General features: G+C 67.8%; 13 protein-coding genes. 5 read left to right on the forward strand and 8 right to left on the reverse strand.

Annotation, left to right across the window (positions count from 1 at the left end; translation table 11 throughout):
• Positions 1–87: 87 nt before the first annotated feature.
• From DFP85_RS02510 to DFP85_RS02545, 8 genes are all read right to left on the reverse strand, one after another.
• Positions 88–1,389: a branched-chain amino acid ABC transporter permease gene (locus DFP85_RS02510; protein ID WP_133634630.1), complete on the reverse strand. Its 1,302-nt coding sequence runs from the start codon at positions 1,387–1,389 to the stop codon at positions 88–90.
• On the reverse strand, positions 1,389–2,393 hold the full coding sequence (locus DFP85_RS02515) for a branched-chain amino acid ABC transporter permease (RefSeq protein ID WP_133634632.1): 1,005 nt from the start codon (positions 2,391–2,393) through the stop codon (positions 1,389–1,391). Before DFP85_RS02515 ends, DFP85_RS02510 begins: the two co-directional genes overlap by 1 nt.
• 34 nt (positions 2,394–2,427) lie before the next feature.
• On the reverse strand, positions 2,428–3,132 hold the full coding sequence (locus DFP85_RS02520; protein ID WP_133634634.1) for an ABC transporter ATP-binding protein: 705 nt from the start codon (positions 3,130–3,132) through the stop codon (positions 2,428–2,430).
• An 88-nt stretch (positions 3,133–3,220) separates the two neighbouring features.
• Positions 3,221–3,988 (reverse strand): ABC transporter ATP-binding protein, encoded by a 768-nt coding sequence (locus DFP85_RS02525; RefSeq protein WP_133634636.1) that lies wholly within the window; start codon positions 3,986–3,988, stop codon positions 3,221–3,223.
• A 24-nt stretch (positions 3,989–4,012) separates the two neighbouring features.
• Positions 4,013–5,458: a sodium-dependent transporter gene (locus tag DFP85_RS02530; RefSeq protein WP_133634638.1), complete on the reverse strand. Its 1,446-nt coding sequence runs from the start codon at positions 5,456–5,458 to the stop codon at positions 4,013–4,015.
• A gap of 129 nt (positions 5,459–5,587) precedes the next feature.
• Positions 5,588–5,905, reverse strand: coding sequence for a hypothetical protein (locus DFP85_RS02535; RefSeq protein WP_133634640.1), 318 nt, complete (start codon positions 5,903–5,905; stop codon positions 5,588–5,590).
• 130 nt (positions 5,906–6,035) lie between these two features.
• Positions 6,036–7,862 carry a translational GTPase TypA gene (typA, locus tag DFP85_RS02540; RefSeq protein WP_133634642.1) on the reverse strand — a complete coding sequence of 609 codons (1,827 nt, stop codon included), beginning with the start codon at positions 7,860–7,862 and terminating at the stop codon, positions 6,036–6,038.
• 140 nt (positions 7,863–8,002) lie between these two features.
• A complete protein-coding gene (locus DFP85_RS02545) occupies positions 8,003–8,542 on the reverse strand; it encodes a glycosyltransferase (RefSeq protein ID WP_166644576.1) in 540 nt (179 codons plus the stop codon).
• A 563-nt stretch (positions 8,543–9,105) separates the two neighbouring features.
• On the opposite strand from DFP85_RS02545, the gene glnA reads away from it, so the two are divergent.
• From glnA to DFP85_RS02570, 5 genes are all read left to right on the forward strand, one after another.
• A complete protein-coding gene (gene glnA / locus DFP85_RS02550; RefSeq protein ID WP_133634646.1) occupies positions 9,106–10,512 on the forward strand; it encodes a glutamate--ammonia ligase in 1,407 nt (468 codons plus the stop codon).
• A gap of 180 nt (positions 10,513–10,692) precedes the next feature.
• On the forward strand, positions 10,693–11,289 hold the full coding sequence (locus tag DFP85_RS02555) for a DUF4124 domain-containing protein (protein ID WP_133634648.1): 597 nt from the start codon (positions 10,693–10,695) through the stop codon (positions 11,287–11,289).
• A 454-nt stretch (positions 11,290–11,743) separates the two neighbouring features.
• A complete protein-coding gene (gene glnL / locus DFP85_RS02560) occupies positions 11,744–12,790 on the forward strand; it encodes a nitrogen regulation protein NR(II) (RefSeq protein WP_133634650.1) in 1,047 nt (348 codons plus the stop codon).
• Positions 12,783–14,195 carry a nitrogen regulation protein NR(I) gene (glnG, locus tag DFP85_RS02565; protein WP_133634652.1) on the forward strand — a complete coding sequence of 471 codons (1,413 nt, stop codon included), beginning with the start codon at positions 12,783–12,785 and terminating at the stop codon, positions 14,193–14,195. The genes glnL and glnG overlap by 8 nt, the downstream gene beginning before the upstream one ends.
• A gap of 213 nt (positions 14,196–14,408) precedes the next feature.
• Positions 14,409–15,362: a hydroxymethylglutaryl-CoA lyase gene (locus tag DFP85_RS02570; protein WP_133634654.1), complete on the forward strand. Its 954-nt coding sequence runs from the start codon at positions 14,409–14,411 to the stop codon at positions 15,360–15,362.
• Position 15,363: the final 1 nt, after the last annotated feature.

Consider the following 15,363-nt stretch of genomic DNA (forward strand, 5'->3'; position numbering starts at 1 on the left):
GGTCAGCACGAGGCCCCGGCGGGTAACCGCCGGGGCCTTTCATTGGGGCATGCTGCAGGTTGTGGTGCCTGCAGCTTGCCGCCAGAGTCACCCGTGGTGGCGGACCTTCTCCGGCAGCAGCCCCTTGGGCGCGTAGCGCAGCACCAGGGTGATCAGCAGCCCGATCACGAACACTCGCGCCTGCAGGGCCCGGCTATCCAGGTTGGTGGGGGCCTCCCAGCCGAAGGCGCCCTCGCCGAAGGCAACGGCCAGCTCCATCAGGAACAGCGCCAGCGGCTCGGACATGATCCAGATGATGTAGACCGCCACGGCGCCGAAGATGGTGCCCAGGTTGTTGCCGGGTCCGCCCAGGATGACCATCACCAGCACCAGGAAGGTGTGGTTGAGGGGCAGGTAGCCCTGGGGGTCGAACATGCTGTTGAAGCTGGCCAGGACCGCCCCGCCGATGCCCATCAGGATGCAGCCCAGCACGAAGATCTCCAGGCGGCGCCTGTTGATGTCCTTGCCCATGGCGGCGGCGGAGATCTCGTTGTCGCGGATGGCGCGGATCATCCGCCCCCAGGGGGCATGGTAGGCACGGCTCAGCAGGAAGAAGATCGCCGCGATCATCACCGCGGTGACCGAGAGGTAGAGGGCCCGGGCCAGGGTGAAGCCGACCTCGGCCGGGCCCGGCACCGGCCAGGGCAGCGGCGACACGGTGGCGGTGCCGCGGGTCAGCCAGTCGGAGTTCTTGAGGAAGGCCTTGATGATCTCGGCGATGCCCAGGGTGGCGATGGCCAGGTAGTCGCTGCGCAGCCCCAGGCAGACCCGGCCGATGAAGTAGCCGACCCCGCCGGCCAGCACCCCGCCCACGATCCAGCCGACGCCGACCGGCAGCCCAAGGCCGCCGATGAAACCGGCACGGGACTCGATCTGGTCGGTCACCCCGCGCAGGGCGTTGATCACCACCAGGTAGAGCACCACCGCGAGCATCACGGTGATGACGGTGCGCAGCGTTTTCGGCACACCGAGCCGGTCGAGCCGGGTGGCGCCGAACACCACCAGGGCGGCGGCGACCATGTAGAGCAGCACTTGGCCGAGCTCGCCGGGCAGCTCGCTGCCCCAGAAGGCCTCGTTGACCGGGATGCTGAAGAACATGGCGCAGAAGCCGCCCAGGGCCACGAAGCCCATCACCCCGGCGTTGAACTGGCCGGCATAGCCCCACTGGATGGTCAGGCCCAGGGCCAGGATGGCGTAGCAGGCGGCCTCCACCAGCATGCGGGTGCTGTAGGCCGGGCCCATGACGGCGTAGACGCCCAGCACGGCCACCAGCACGGCGGCGAAGAGGAGGAGTTCGCGCAGCGGGAAACGGCCCGGCGCGGCGACGGTATCGGCGCGTTTGGTATCCATCAGATCACCTTGCCCTTGAAGATGCCGGTGGGGCGCCACACCAGGATGACGACCAGGATGAAGAAGGGCACCACGATCTTGTACTCGGTGCCGACGAAGGCCAGGTTGCCGGCCTGGGTCAGCCACTCCGGCAGGCTTTCGCGGAAGGGGCGCAGCAGCACGCTCCAGTTGAATACCGCCAGGGTCTCGGCGAAGCCGACCACGAAGCCGCCGGCCACGGCGCCGTAGGGGTGGCCCACGCCGCCGACGATGGCGGCGGCGAAGATCGGCAGCAGCAGGAAGAAGCTGAGGTCGGGCTTGAAGGTCACGTCCAGCGACAGCAGGGTGCCGGCGATGGCGGCGAGTCCCCCGGCGATCACCCAGGTCACGGCGACGATGGTGTTGGTGTTGATGCCCGAGGCCTGGGCCAGGTCGGGGTTGTCGGACATGGCGCGCATCGCCTTGCCCAGCCGCGAGCGGCTGAGGAAGAGGTGCAGGCCGACGACCGCGACCAGGGTGATGACGAAGAGGTAGAGCTGCGGCTCGGTGATCACCACCGGGGCCCGCACGCCCTCGAAGGGCAGGGCGAGGCGGAAGATCTCCTTGCGGTCGTCGATGTAGAGGCTCTGGCCGCTGGTGCCGGCAAACAGGCGGATCAGGCCCTGGAGCATCAGGGTGACCCCCAGCGAGCCGATCACCAGCACGATCGGTTTGACCCCGTGGGCGCGCAGCGGCTTGTAGAAGGCCCTGTCGATGCCCACCGCGAGCAGGGCGGTGAGCGCCATGGCCAGCGGCAGCAGGACCAGCGCGGAGGGCACGCCGAAGGCGGCCCCGGCGCCGGGGAAGGCGGTGGTCAGCAGCAGCACCATGAAGGCGCCGAAGGTCATCATGTCGCCATGGGCGAAGTGGGCGAAGCGCATGATACTGAAGATCAGCGTCACGCCCACCGCGCCGATGGCGTAGATCGAGCCGGTCACGCTGCCGGCGATCACCACGTTGTTGATAAAGAAGACCAGTTCATTCACGTCGGTACACTCCCACCTTCTCTGGCCTTCTGGGCTAGCCGCCCAGGAAGCTCTTGGCGACTTCCGGGTCTGCCAGCAGGGCGGCGCCGGAATCGGTGAAACGGTTCTGGCCGGCGGCCAGCACGAAGCCCCGGTCGGCGATGGCCAGGGCCTGCTTGGCGTTCTGCTCGACCATCAGGATGCCCACGCCGGCCGAGTTGACCAGCTTCACCTGCTCGAAGATCTCGTTCATGTAGAGCGGCGAGAGGCCGGCGGTGGGCTCGTCGAGGAGCAGCAGGCTGGGCTCGGCCATCAGCGCCCGTCCCATGGCCACCATCTGGCGCTGGCCGCCGGAGAGCTCGCCGGCGGGCTGGTGGCGCTTGTCATGGAGCGGCGGGAAGAAGTCGTAGACCTGCTTGAGCATGCGCTTGACGTTGCCGGGCTTGAGGAAGGCCCCCATCTCCAGGTTCTCCTTCACCGTGAGGCTCGGGAAGACGTTCTTCTCCTGGGGGACGAAGCCCATGCCCTTCTGCACCAGCTTGTTGGGCGGCAGGTTGTGGATCGGCTCGCCACGCAGCAGGATCTCGCCCTGGCTGACGTGGAGCAGGCCGAAGATGGCCTTGAGCATGGTGGACTTGCCGGCGCCGTTGGGGCCGACGATCACGCCGATCTCGTCGGCCTCGATGGCCATGTCCACCCCGTTGAGGATGTTCATGCCCCCGTAGCCACCATGCACGTCGCGTGCGTCGAGTAATGGCATTGTCAGACGTTCTCTGCGTTCGTTCTCGTTGTTGGAAAGCGCTGGAATGCGCTGGCCGGGTGCCTGCCCGCGGGCGGTGGCTCTCCCGTCAGGACGCGGCGCCGAAGTAGGCCTCGATGACCTGGGGGTCGTTCTGGATCTCCTCGATCGAGCCCTCGACCATCACGCTGCCCTGGGCCAGCACGATCACCGGGTCGCAGAGGCGGGCGATCATGTCCATGTCGTGCTCGATGACCAGGAAGGTGTAGCCCATCTCGCGGTTGAGCCGCTCGATGTTGGTCACCAGGTCACCGAGCAGGGTGCGGTTGACCCCGGCGGCTATCTCGTCGAGCAGCACCACCCGGGCGTCGGTCATCATGGTGCGACCGAGCTCCAGGAGCTTCTTCTGGCCGCCGGAGAGGTTGCCGGCCAGCTCGTTGCGCACGTGGTGCAGGCCGATGAAGTCGATCACCTCCAGGGCGCGGCGACGCACCTCGGCCTCCTGCATCGTCACCAGGGAGGGCTTGAGCCAGGCGTTGAACAGGCTCTCGCCGGCCTGGGCCGGAGGCACCATCATCAGGTTCTCCAGGGCGGTCATGTGGGAGAACTCGTGGGCGATCTGGAAGGTGCGCAACAGTCCCTTGTGGAACAGCTCGTTGGCGGGACGGTTGGTGATCTCCTCGCCGTCGAGCAGGATCCGGCCACTGTCCAGCGGCAGGGCCCCGGCGATGATGTTGAACAGCGTCGACTTGCCGGCCCCGTTGGGGCCGATCAGGCCGGTGATCGAGCCCTGCTCCACCTGGATCGAGCAGTCGTTGATGACTCTGAGGCCACCGAAGGCCTTGTGGACGTGCTGGACGTCGATGATGGCTGCCATGTCGGTTTCCGTCGGTTGTTGTTCTTACAGCTCCTGGCTGTCATCGGCCAGGAAGGTGCGGCCGGCGGCGAAGGCGCCGACGATCACCACCGCGCCGATGGCCGGTATCAGATAGCCCTCCACCTGCGGGATGCTGCGCAGGAAGACGAAGGCGACCGCCGCGGGGGCCACGAAGCGCACCAAGAAGCGCCAGATGCGGAACCAGCGCTCGTTGGTGCGCATCTCCTTCATCACCTCGCTGTGGGTCAGCGCCCAGCCCGCGAAGAGCGCGATCAGAAGGCCCCCCAGCGGCATGAAGATGTTGGTCAGCAGCTCGATGAAGTCGAAGGCGCTGCGCCCGAAGAGCGCGTGGAAGAGGGTGCCCTCGGACCACAGATTGAAGCTGAGCACGGTGAGCAGCCCCAGCGCCCAGCTGGCGATGACCATGACCGCCACGGCCTGGGGCCGGGTCAGGTCGAAGCGCTCGACCAGGAAGGCCGCCACTGGCTCGATCAGCGAGATAGAGGAGCTGATCGCCGCGCCCAGCACCAGGATGAAGAAGGCCCCGCCGACCAGCGCCCCGCCGGGCATCTCGGCGAAGGCCAGCGGCAGGGTGACGAACATCAGCCCCGGCCCCTCGCCGGGGTCGAGCCCGGCGCCGAAGACCAGCGAGAAGATCGCCAGGCCGGCGACCATGGCCACCGCGGTGTCGACCACGGCGATGGAGAAGGCGGTGCGGGTCAGCGAGGCCTCGCCGGGCATGTAGGCGCCGTAGGCCATGATTGCACCCATGCCCAGGCTCAGGGTGAAGAACGACTGGCCCATGGCCTGCAGCCACCCCTCCAGGCTGAGGTCGGCGAGGTTGAAGGTGAACAGGAAGCCGGCCGCGGCACCGAAGTCGCCGATGATGGCGCCGTAGCCCAGTACCACCAGCAGGATCACGAACAGCGAGGGCATCAGTACCCGCAGCCCCGCCTCGATCCCCTTGTGGATCCCGAGGCCGACGATCAGCGCCGAGGCGGCGATGAACAGGGTGTGATAGAGCGTCAGCAGCCCGGGCGAGGCGAGCAGGGCATCGAAGCTCTCTCCCACGCCGGCGGCATCCACGTCGACCATGCTGCCGGTGAACATCAGCCCGGTGTAGTGGATCGCCCAGCCGGCGATCACCGAGTAGAAGCTCAGGATCAGGAAGGCCGAGACCGCCCCCAGCCAGCCGATCGATTCCCAGGCCCGCGAGGTGTGGTGGGTCTGGGTCAGGAAGCGCATGCCCATGATCGGGCTGCGGCGGCTGTTGCGCCCCAGCATGATCTCGGCGATCAGGATGGGAATGCCCACCGCGAAGATGGTCAGGGCATAGACCAGGATGAAGGCCCCACCGCCGTTCTCGCCGGTCAGGTAGGGGAAGCGCCAGAGGTTGCCGAGCCCGACGGCCGAGCCGACGGCGGCCAGCAGGAAGGTGCCCTTGTGGGTCCAGACGTTGTGCGTGCTCATGGGGATCCAGGATTGCCTTGGTGGGCCTTGTGGGCCTGTCGCCCCAACTTTGCGGCACAAGGCCCCTTCCTGGCTAGTAGACCTGCGTTTAGGGGCCGTTGGCGACGGGGATGGTATCGGCGCGCGCAATCACTCCCCGTCGTCCTCCGGAGCGCGGGGTTCGGGCTCCAGGGCGCGGCAGGCATCCGGCAGGCGTACCGTGTCGCCGAGAGCGAGCTTGCCGTGGGACTTCATGCGTCGGCCGTTGTCGGCGGCGATCAGCGCCGCCACCTCGCCGATGCTGGTCCCGTCGACCCAGGCCTCCACCTTCACCCTGACGATGACGCCCTCGTAGCGGGCCGAGAGGATGTCGCCGGGCCGCGGCTCGACGAGCTGCTCGGGGTGTCTGGCGAAGTGTTCCAGCACGCTGTCGCGGCCGGGGTCGCCCCACTCCACGTGCTTGTGCATGTCGGGGCTCCTCCTTGGGGGAATCCAGCCTCCAGCATAGCCGCCGGGACCGGGAACGGCAGCACGCCGCGGACCGAAACGACAGAGCCCGCCGGATGGCGGGCTCTGGGAGCGGCATGGCAAGCGGGCCTTACTTCTTGCCGGCGCGCTTGCGCTCGTTCTCGGTCAGGTGCTTCTTGCGCAGGCGGATGTGGTGCGGGGTGATCTCGACCAGCTCGTCGTCATCGAGGAACTCGATGGCCTGCTCGAGGCTGAACTTCACCGGCGGCGTGAGCACGATGTTCTCGTCGTTGCCCGAGGCGCGCATGTTGTCGAGCTTCTTGCCCTTGGTGGGGTTGACCACCATGTCATTGGCCCGGTTGTTGATGCCGATCAGCATGCCCTCGTATACCTCGGTGCCGTGGTCGATGATCAGCTTGCCACGCTCCTGCAGGGCATAGAGGGCATAGGCCAGCGCCTTGCCGGAGACCATGGAGACCAGCACGCCGTTGCGGCGCTCGATGGAGGCATCGGGCTTGAGCGGGCCGTAGTGGTCGAAGCGGCTGGTGAGGATGCCGGTGCCGGAGGTCAGGGTCAGGAACTGGCCACGGAAGCCGATCAGCCCGCGGGCGGGGATCATGAAGTCCAGGCGCACGCGGCCCTTGCCGTCCGGGTTCATGTTGATCAGCTCGCCCTTGCGATAGCCGAGTTCCTCCATGATGGCGCCCTGGTGCTGCTCCTCGCAGTCGATGATCACTTCCTCGTAGGGCTCCTGCTTCTCCCCGTCGATCTCGCGGATGATCACCTCGGGACGCCCCACGGCGAGCTCGAAGCCCTCGCGGCGCATGGTCTCGATCAGCACCGAGAGGTGCAGCTCGCCGCGGCCGGAGACCTTGAACTTCTCCGGGGTCTCGCCCTGCTCGACGCGCAGCGCCACGTTGTGGATCAGCTCCTGCTCGAGCCGGTCCTTGATGTTGCGGCTGGTGACGAACTTGCCGTCCTTGCCGGCGAAGGGCGAGTCGTTGACCTGGAAGCTCATCGAGACGGTGGGCTCGTCCACGGAGAGCGCCGGCAGCGCCTCGACGGCGGCCGGGTCGCACAGGGTGTCGGAGATCGCCAGGTTGTCGATGCCGGTGATGCAGACGATGTCGCCGGCGGTGGCCTCGTCGGTCTGCACGCGCTCCAGGCCCATGTGGGTCATCACCTGGCCGATCTTGCCCTTGCGGGTGTTGCCTTCCTTGGTGATGACGGTGACCTGCTGGTTGGGCTTCACCGAGCCGCGGGTGATGCGGCCCAGGCCGATGACGCCGACATAGCTGTTGTAGTCCAGCGCGGAGATCTGCATCTGGAAGGGGCCATCGAGCTCGACCTTGGGCGGCTCGACGATGTCGACGATGGACTGGAACATGGGGGTCATGTCCTCGGCCAGCTCATCCGGATCCGGCCCGGCGATGCCGTTGAGCGCCGAGCAGTAGATGATCGGGAAGTCGAGCTGGTCGTCGCTGGCGCCGAGGTTGTCGAACAGGTCGAAGATCTGGTCGATGACCCAGTCGGGGCGGGCGCCGGGACGGTCGATCTTGTTGACCACCACGATGGGCTTGAGCCCCTGGTCGAAGGCCTTCTGGGTGACGAAGCGGGTCTGTGGCATGGGGCCGTCGACCGCGTCCACCAGCAGCAGCACGGAGTCGACCATGGACATGACGCGCTCGACCTCGCCGCCGAAGTCGGCGTGTCCCGGCGTGTCGACGATGTTGATGTGGTAGTACTGGCCGTCGGGGGCCTGCCAGCGGATCGCCGTGTTCTTGGCCAGGATGGTGATGCCGCGCTCCTTCTCCTGGTCATTGGAGTCCATGATGCGCTCCTGCCCCTCGGCCTTGCGGTCGAGCGTGCCGGACTGGCTGAGCAGTTTGTCGACCAGGGTGGTCTTGCCGTGGTCGACGTGAGCGATGATGGCGATGTTGCGAAGATTCTCGATCACGACGGGATCCTGCTGACAAAATTGGGGCCGCATTATAGGGGCAGGGCGATGACGGCTACCAGCGTTGTCGCCGGGAATCTTGCGGTGCCACGGGATATCAGTGGCTTGGGGGCGTCGCTAGGCCGGCGCGTCGTCCGGGCTCAGGCCACCACGGCGGTGATCCTGGCCTGGCAGGCACGCAGGCGCTCGATCAGGTCGGGCAGGGCCTCGGCGTCGAGTGCCGGGTCGCAGCCGCCGATGCGCTCGAACCAGGCCCGCGACACGCAGAGGGTGTCCGCGGGCGTGCGGTGGCGCAGGCGTTGCCAGAGTTGCACCAGCCGGCTGGTGCTCGAGGTGGTCAGCACCACGGCATCCCGGCTGTGCTTCTCGATGTCCTCCAGCGCCTTCGCGAGCCAGCCGGCGGGGATGGCGCGACCCCGGGCCGGGAACAGCAGCGCCTGCCCCTGGCAGTGGGCCACGGCCGTGTTGAGGCGATCCCCCAGCGGGGTGCCCTCGGTGGCCACGATGCGCACGTCATGCCCGCTCACCAGGCGCAGCAGACGCGGGTCCTCGGTATCGTCGGCGAGCACCACTTCCAGGTGCAGGTCGCGCCGTTGGCGCAGCGGGCGAAGGGCTGCCAGGCGGCGGGGGAGACCGGCACCCGCGGAGCGGGCATCGAGGAGGATGCTGCAGACGATCATGCTCGTGCCGGCTCCAGTGGTAGGTCGTGCGCGGGTCGGGCTGACATGGCGCCATGTCCGGAACCCGCACCATCGCCGGCCGGCGCCGCCATGCATGTAAGTGAGTGTAGTTTTTGGTTGTGAAGCGTATCAATTAGGCGGCGGACTGATATTTCTGTGCGCGAATCATGACCCTCCGGCCGCCTCGGGGATGAGGTGCGCCATCAGCGGGCAAGGGGCCGGCAAGGCGCTCCAGCATGGTGCGTGAGGGGCTTTTAGTGCACCTATATGGTGCGGCCCAGCTGGCTGGCTTCCCGGTTCCGCGGGCACCATGGGATGACTGGTGCAGGATAGGGTTCGGAAGACGGGCTTGAAAGGCACGTTTAATCAATGGGATATGAGGTGCGTGGAAGAAAGCGGTGCAAGGTTGGCACGCTGCCTGCATTGTTCTGGGTAGTGCCATGTTCGTGCATGGCGGTCGTGGGCAGCGCTGCCGCGGCATGCTACAACACGTGCTGGGATCGCCAGCGCCATTGCATTACCTCAGCCCAACCTTTCGAGCCTAGCTCACAGTGGAGGACATCATGTCTGCCAAGACTCTCGCCCTGATTGAAGAACATGACGTGAAGTGGGTCGATCTGCGCTTCACCGACACCCGCGGCAAGGAGCAGCACGTCACCATCCCGGCCCGTGACGTCGACGAGGAATTTTTCGAGAACGGCCAGATGTTCGACGGTTCCTCCATCTCTGGCTGGAAGGGCATCAACGAGTCGGACATGATCCTGCGACCGGAGGACGGCACCGCCTTCCTCGACCCCTTCACCGAGGACGCCACCCTGGTGCTGCGCTGCGACATCATCGAGCCGGCCACCATGCAGGGCTACGAGCGTGACCCGCGCTCCATCGCCAAGCGCGCCGAGGCCTACCTGCAGTCCTCCGGGCTGGGCGACACCGCCTTCTTCGGCCCGGAGCCCGAGTTCTTCATCTTCGACGAGGTGCACTGGAAGTCCGACATCGAGGGCTCCATGTACAAGATCACCTCCGAGGAGGGCGCCTGGGCGACCGACCGTCCCGTCGAGGGTGGCAACCTGGCCCACCGTCCGCGGGTCAAGGGCGGCTACTTTCCCGTCCCGCCGGTGGACAGCTTCCACGACATCCGTGGCGCCATGTGCAACACCCTGGAGGCCATCGGCCAGTCCGTCGAGGTGCACCACCACGAGGTGGCCAACGCCGGCCAGAACGAGATCGGCGTCAAGTTCAACACCCTCGTGAAGAAGGCCGACGAGGTTCAGGAGATGAAGTACGTGATCCACAACGTGGCTCACGCCTACGGCAAGACGGCCACCTTCATGCCCAAGCCGCTGGTCGGCGACAACGGCAGCGGCATGCACGTCCACCAGTCCTTCTGGAAGGAGGGCGTCAACCAGTTCGCCGGCGACGAGTATGCGGGCCTCTCCGAGATGGCGCTCTACTACATCGGCGGCATCATCAAGCACGCCCGCGCGCTGAACGCCTTCACCAATGCTTCTACCAACTCCTACAAGCGCCTGGTGCCAGGCTTCGAGGCGCCGGTGATGCTGGCCTACAGCGCCCGCAACCGCTCCGCTTCGCTGCGCATCCCCTACACCGCTAGCCCCAAGGGCAAGCGCGTCGAGACCCGCTTCCCGGATCCGACCGCCAACCCCTACCTGGCCTTCGCGGCGATGCTGATGGCCGGCATCGACGGCATCAAGAACAAGATCCACCCCGGCGACCCCATGGACAAGAACCTCTACGACCTGCCGCCGGAAGAGGGCAAGGCCGTGCCGACCGTGGCCCACAGTCTCGACCAGGCCCTGGAGGCGCTGGATGCCGATCGCGCCTTCCTCACCGAGGGCGGGGTGTTCACCGACGAGATGATCGATGCCTACATCGAGCTGCTCAGCGAAGACGTGGAGCGCATCCGCATGACCACGCACCCGATCGAGTTCGACATGTACTACAGCTGCTGATCGCCGGCGGCGGAGCGCCCGGGCCGAGTGGTCCGGCGTGGCTCGCCGCCACCCGCGTTGAGCGAAGAAGGGGTTCCGCCATGGCGGAACCCCTTTCTTTCGTACACTATCCAAGAAAGAGATGATGCAATCTCTCATGGCCGTTGCCGTCGGGCGGCGGCGACGACGTAGGGGGTAGGCATGAACAAGGCATTCGTGATCCTGGCGCTGGGGCTCTCGGTCAGCCTCGCGGCCCAGGCAGAGACCATCTATCGCACCACCGACGCCCAGGGCAATGTGGTGTTCACCGATAATCCGGAGCGCGGCGGCGAGAAGGTCGACCTCAAGCCGCTGACCGTGGTGCCCGGTCGCGACGAGACCCGCGCGGCGGGTGCGCCGGCCGTGGTCGACGGGGGTGGCAGCGGCAGTGGCGGCGGGACAGCCGCCGGGCCGGGGCAGCCCTTCATGCCCTACGACAGCTTTGGCATCCTCTCGCCCCGCCAGGAGGAGACGCTGCCCACCGGGGCCGCCGGCAACGTCCAGGTGACACTGGGCATCCAGCCGGACCTGCGCGAGGACCATCGGGTGCGGCTGCTGGTGGACGGCCAGGTCAGCCAGACGGCCATGCACACCGATACCTTCATGCTCAACGGCCTGAACCGCGGCGAGCACGTGCTGCAGGCCGAACTGCTGGATGCCAGCGGTGCGGTGCGCCACCGCACCTCGCCGGTGACCCTCTACGTGCAGCGGGCCAGCGTCAACCTGCCCCAGAACCCCAACAATCCGGCCAACAATTAGCTTCCCCATCGCCGGCCACATCGGCCGCTGTGTCCGGACGGCACCCACTGGCCCTGTCGCGAGCCCCCGCCCCGCGACGAGGGTCGCCTCGATGCCTTCGAACATGCCGACCGGGTGAGCGAGGGCAGCGCCTTCGATCACCTGGAGGGATTGCGCGACGACGATAGCTCACGCCACCCCGATGACCCACGGGAGTGGCCGGCGACCCCGCCCCATCGCCATCCGCTACCCGTCTTCCCGCCTCCGGTGGGGCGCTGACCCTCCTGCTCGACGTGCTCCTGCGGCACGGCAATGGGCGCTCGGCGCTTCCCTGCACTAAAGTGGTGCACAATGACGGTGCGCCCCTGCCCTGATACGGCGCCATGCCGTGCCCCATGGGGTGGCGCGCTTCTTGCAGTACTTCCGGAAAGTGTCTCCCGAGGGAGGCCACCCTTGGACCGGTCAGGATTTCTCCATGTACCAACGCTTGATGGAACACCTCACCACGGCGGTGCTGCTGCTCGATGGCGAGCTGCGGCTGCGCTGGATGAATCCCGCCGCCGAGGCGCTGCTGGCGATCAGCCTGAGTCGCCTCAAGGGGTTGCCCCTGTCCTCCCTGGTGGACGGCGGTGAGGAGATCGGCGAGCTGCTGGCCAAGGCCCGTGACGAGTTCCACCCCTTCACCCAGCGCGAGGCGCGCCTGACCCTGGTCACCGGCGAGGTGCTGACCGTCGACTACACCGTCTCGCCGCTCTCCGCCGACGAGCTGCTGCTGGAAGTGGAGCCCCGCGACCGGCTGCTGCGCATCTCCCGGGAGGAGGCGCTGCAGACCCGTCAGGAGACCATCAAGGTCCTCGCCCGGGGGCTGGCCCACGAGGTCAAGAACCCGCTGGGCGGCATCCGCGGCGCGGCCCAGCTGCTGGAGCGCGACCTCGACGACCCCGGGCTGAAGGAGTTCACCCGGATCATCATCGAGGAGGTCGACCGGCTGCGCGACCTGGTCGACTCCATGCTGGGACCCAACCGGATGATTCGCCACGAGCCCCTCAATATCCACAAGGTGCTGGAGCGGGTCCGCTCGCTGCTGATCGTCGAGCAGCCAGGGGTGTGGATCGAGCGCGACTACGATCCCAGCCTGCCGGACCTCTCCGGCGACGAGTCCCAGCTGATCCAGGCCGTGCTCAACGTGGCGCGCAATGCGATGGAGGCGATGACCGAGGCCGGTGTCGCCTCGCCGCGGCTTACCCTGCGCACCCGTGCCCGCCGCCAGTTCACCCTGGGCGCCGAGCGCCACCGGCTGGTCTGCGAGGTGGCGATCATCGACAACGGCCCGGGCATTCCCGAGTCGCTGCGCGAGACCCTCTTCTATCCCATGGTCTCCGGCCGCGCCGAGGGCAGCGGCCTGGGGCTCTCCATCGCCCAGTCGATCCTGCACCAGCACCAGGGGCTGATCGAGTGCGACTCCGAGCCCGGCCATACCCAATTCCGACTGCTGATTCCGCTGGAGAAGCACCATGACTGATGTCGCACGCGTGGTGGTCGTCGATGACGATCGCGCCATTCGCTGGGTGCTGGAGCGTGCCCTGGCCCAGCCCGACCTCGAGGTCGAGACCCTCGACCGGGCCGACCGTGCCCTGGAGCGACTGCTCGAGGCACCGCCGGACGTGCTGGTCACCGATATCCGCATGCCGGGTATCGACGGCCTGGATCTGATGGCCAAGGTGCGCGAGGTCCATCCGGAGCTGCCGGTGATCGTGATGACGGCCCATTCCGACCTCGACAGCGCCGTGGCCTCCTATCAGGGCGGCGCCTTCGAGTACCTGCCCAAGCCCTTCGACGTCGACGAGGCCCTGGCCCTGGTGCGCCGCGCCGTGGCCCACGCCCGCGAGCGCAAGCGGCCGGTCAGCGTGCCCGAGGGGCTGGATGCCGAGATCATCGGCGAGGCCCCGGCCATGCAGGAGGTGTTCCGCGCCATCGGCCGGCTGTCGCACTCGCACATCACGGTGCTGATCAACGGCGAGTCGGGGACCGGCAAGGAGCGGGTGGCGCGGGCGCTGCACCAGCACAGCCCGCGGGCCGGCAAACCTTTCATCGCCCTGAACATGGCGGCGATCCCCAAGGACCTGATCGAGTCGGAGCTGTTCGGCCACGAGAAGGGCGCCTTTACCGGCGCCACCGCCCAGCGCCAGGGGCGCTTCGAGCAGGCCGACGGCGGCACCCTCTTCCTCGACGAGATCGGCGACATGCCCGCCGAGACCCAGACCCGCCTGCTGCGGGTGCTGGCCGACGGCGAGTTCTACCGCGTGGGGGGCCACACTTCGGTGAAGGTGGACGTGCGGATCATCGCCGCCACCCACCAGAACCTGGAGACCCTGGTGGAGGACGGTCGCTTCCGCGAGGACCTCTTTCACCGCCTCAACGTGATCCGCGTGCACTTGCCCCGGCTGTCCGAGCGTCGCGAGGACATCCCGCGGCTGGCGCGCCACTTCCTGGCCGAGGCGGCCAAGGAGCTCGCCACCGACGTCAAGGTGCTGACCCCCGAGGCCGAGGCGCATATCACCCGCCTGCCCTGGCCGGGCAACGTCCGCCAGCTGGAGAACACCTGTCGCTGGCTGACGGTGATGGCCTCCGGCCGCGAGGTGCTCGTCGAGGACCTGCCGCAGGAGCTGCGCGAGCCCGGGGCCACCCAGGGCAATGCCGGCGACTGGCGCACCGCCTTCCGCGACTGGGCCGACCGGGCCCTGGCCGCCGGCCACACCCACCTGCTGGAGGAGGCCGTGCCGGACTTCGAACGCATCCTGATCGAGACGGCGCTCAAGCACACCGGGGGGCGCAAGGGCGAGGCCGCCGAACTGCTGGGCTGGGGTCGTAATACCTTGACGAGAAAGCTGAAGACGCTGCTGCCGGCGCTGGCCGACGGGGAGTAGGATTTTTGCCAAGCCGCCAAGCCGCCAAGCCGCCAAGCCGCCAAGCCGCCAAGCCGCCAAGCCGCCAAGCCGCCGCATCACGTGAAGAAATAGCGGCTTGCTGGCGGCGGGTGAGCGAGCCGTGCCTGCCTAGGACGAAAGGCGAATTGTTGGGCGTGACGGCGCTGCCGTAGCGTCGATGCATAAGCAACCCATCATTCAGCAGGACGCCCCATGCTCGCCGCGCCAGATGCCCTTCCGAGCCATGTCCAGGTCACCGAGGTGGGCCCGCGCGACGGCCTGCAGAACGAGCCCCTCCTGCTCCCCACCGCGGACAAGGCGGGGCTGGTCAGGGCACTGGCGGCGGCGGGCGTCACGCAGTTCGAGCTGACCTCCTTCGTCAGCCCGCGGGCCGTGCCGGCGCTGGCCGACGCCGCCGAGCTGGTGTCGGCCGTGCGCGGCATCCCGGATCTGCACCTCTCCGCCCTGGTCCCCAACCTGCGGGGCGCCGAGCGCGCCATGGAGGCAGGGGTCGACTCGGTCGTGCTGTTCGTCTCGGCCTCCGCGACCCACAACGCCAAGAACGTCAACTGCCGCATCGAGGACTCCCTGGCGGCCTTCGAGCAGGTCGCCCGCCGCCTCGAGGGCAGCGGCATCGAGGTCCGCGGCGCCATCGCCACCGCCTTCGGCTGTCCCTTCGAGGGGGAGGTCGACGTCCGCGCGGTGGGGCGTATCGCCCGCCACTTCGCCGACCTTGGCGCGACCCGGCTGTCGCTGGGCGATACCACCGGCATGGCCACCCCGCCGCTGGTCACCGACCGGGTCCGTCACCTGCACGAGGTCGTCCCCTCGCTGGCGCCGACCCTGCACTTCCACAATACCCGCGGCATCGGCCTGGCCAACGTCATGCAGGGGCTCTGGCTGGGCGTCGACCGCTACGAGAGTTCCATTGGCGGGCTCGGCGGCTGTCCCTTCGCCCCGGGGGCGTCGGGCAACATCGCCAGCGAGGACCTGGTCTACCTGCTCGACGAGATGGGTATCGAGACCGGCATCGACCTCGAGGGCCTGATCGAGGCCAGCCGGCTGGCCACCCGCCTGATGGGGCGGCCGCTCCCCGCCCAGGTCTCCAGGGCCGGGCCGCGCCTGGCCCTGGGTGACTGCTCCGCCGTTCCCACCGCAAGAGGCTGAG

It is taken from the genome of Halomonas ventosae (genome assembly GCF_004363555.1).
GTDB lineage: Bacteria > Pseudomonadota > Gammaproteobacteria > Pseudomonadales > Halomonadaceae > Halomonas > Halomonas ventosae.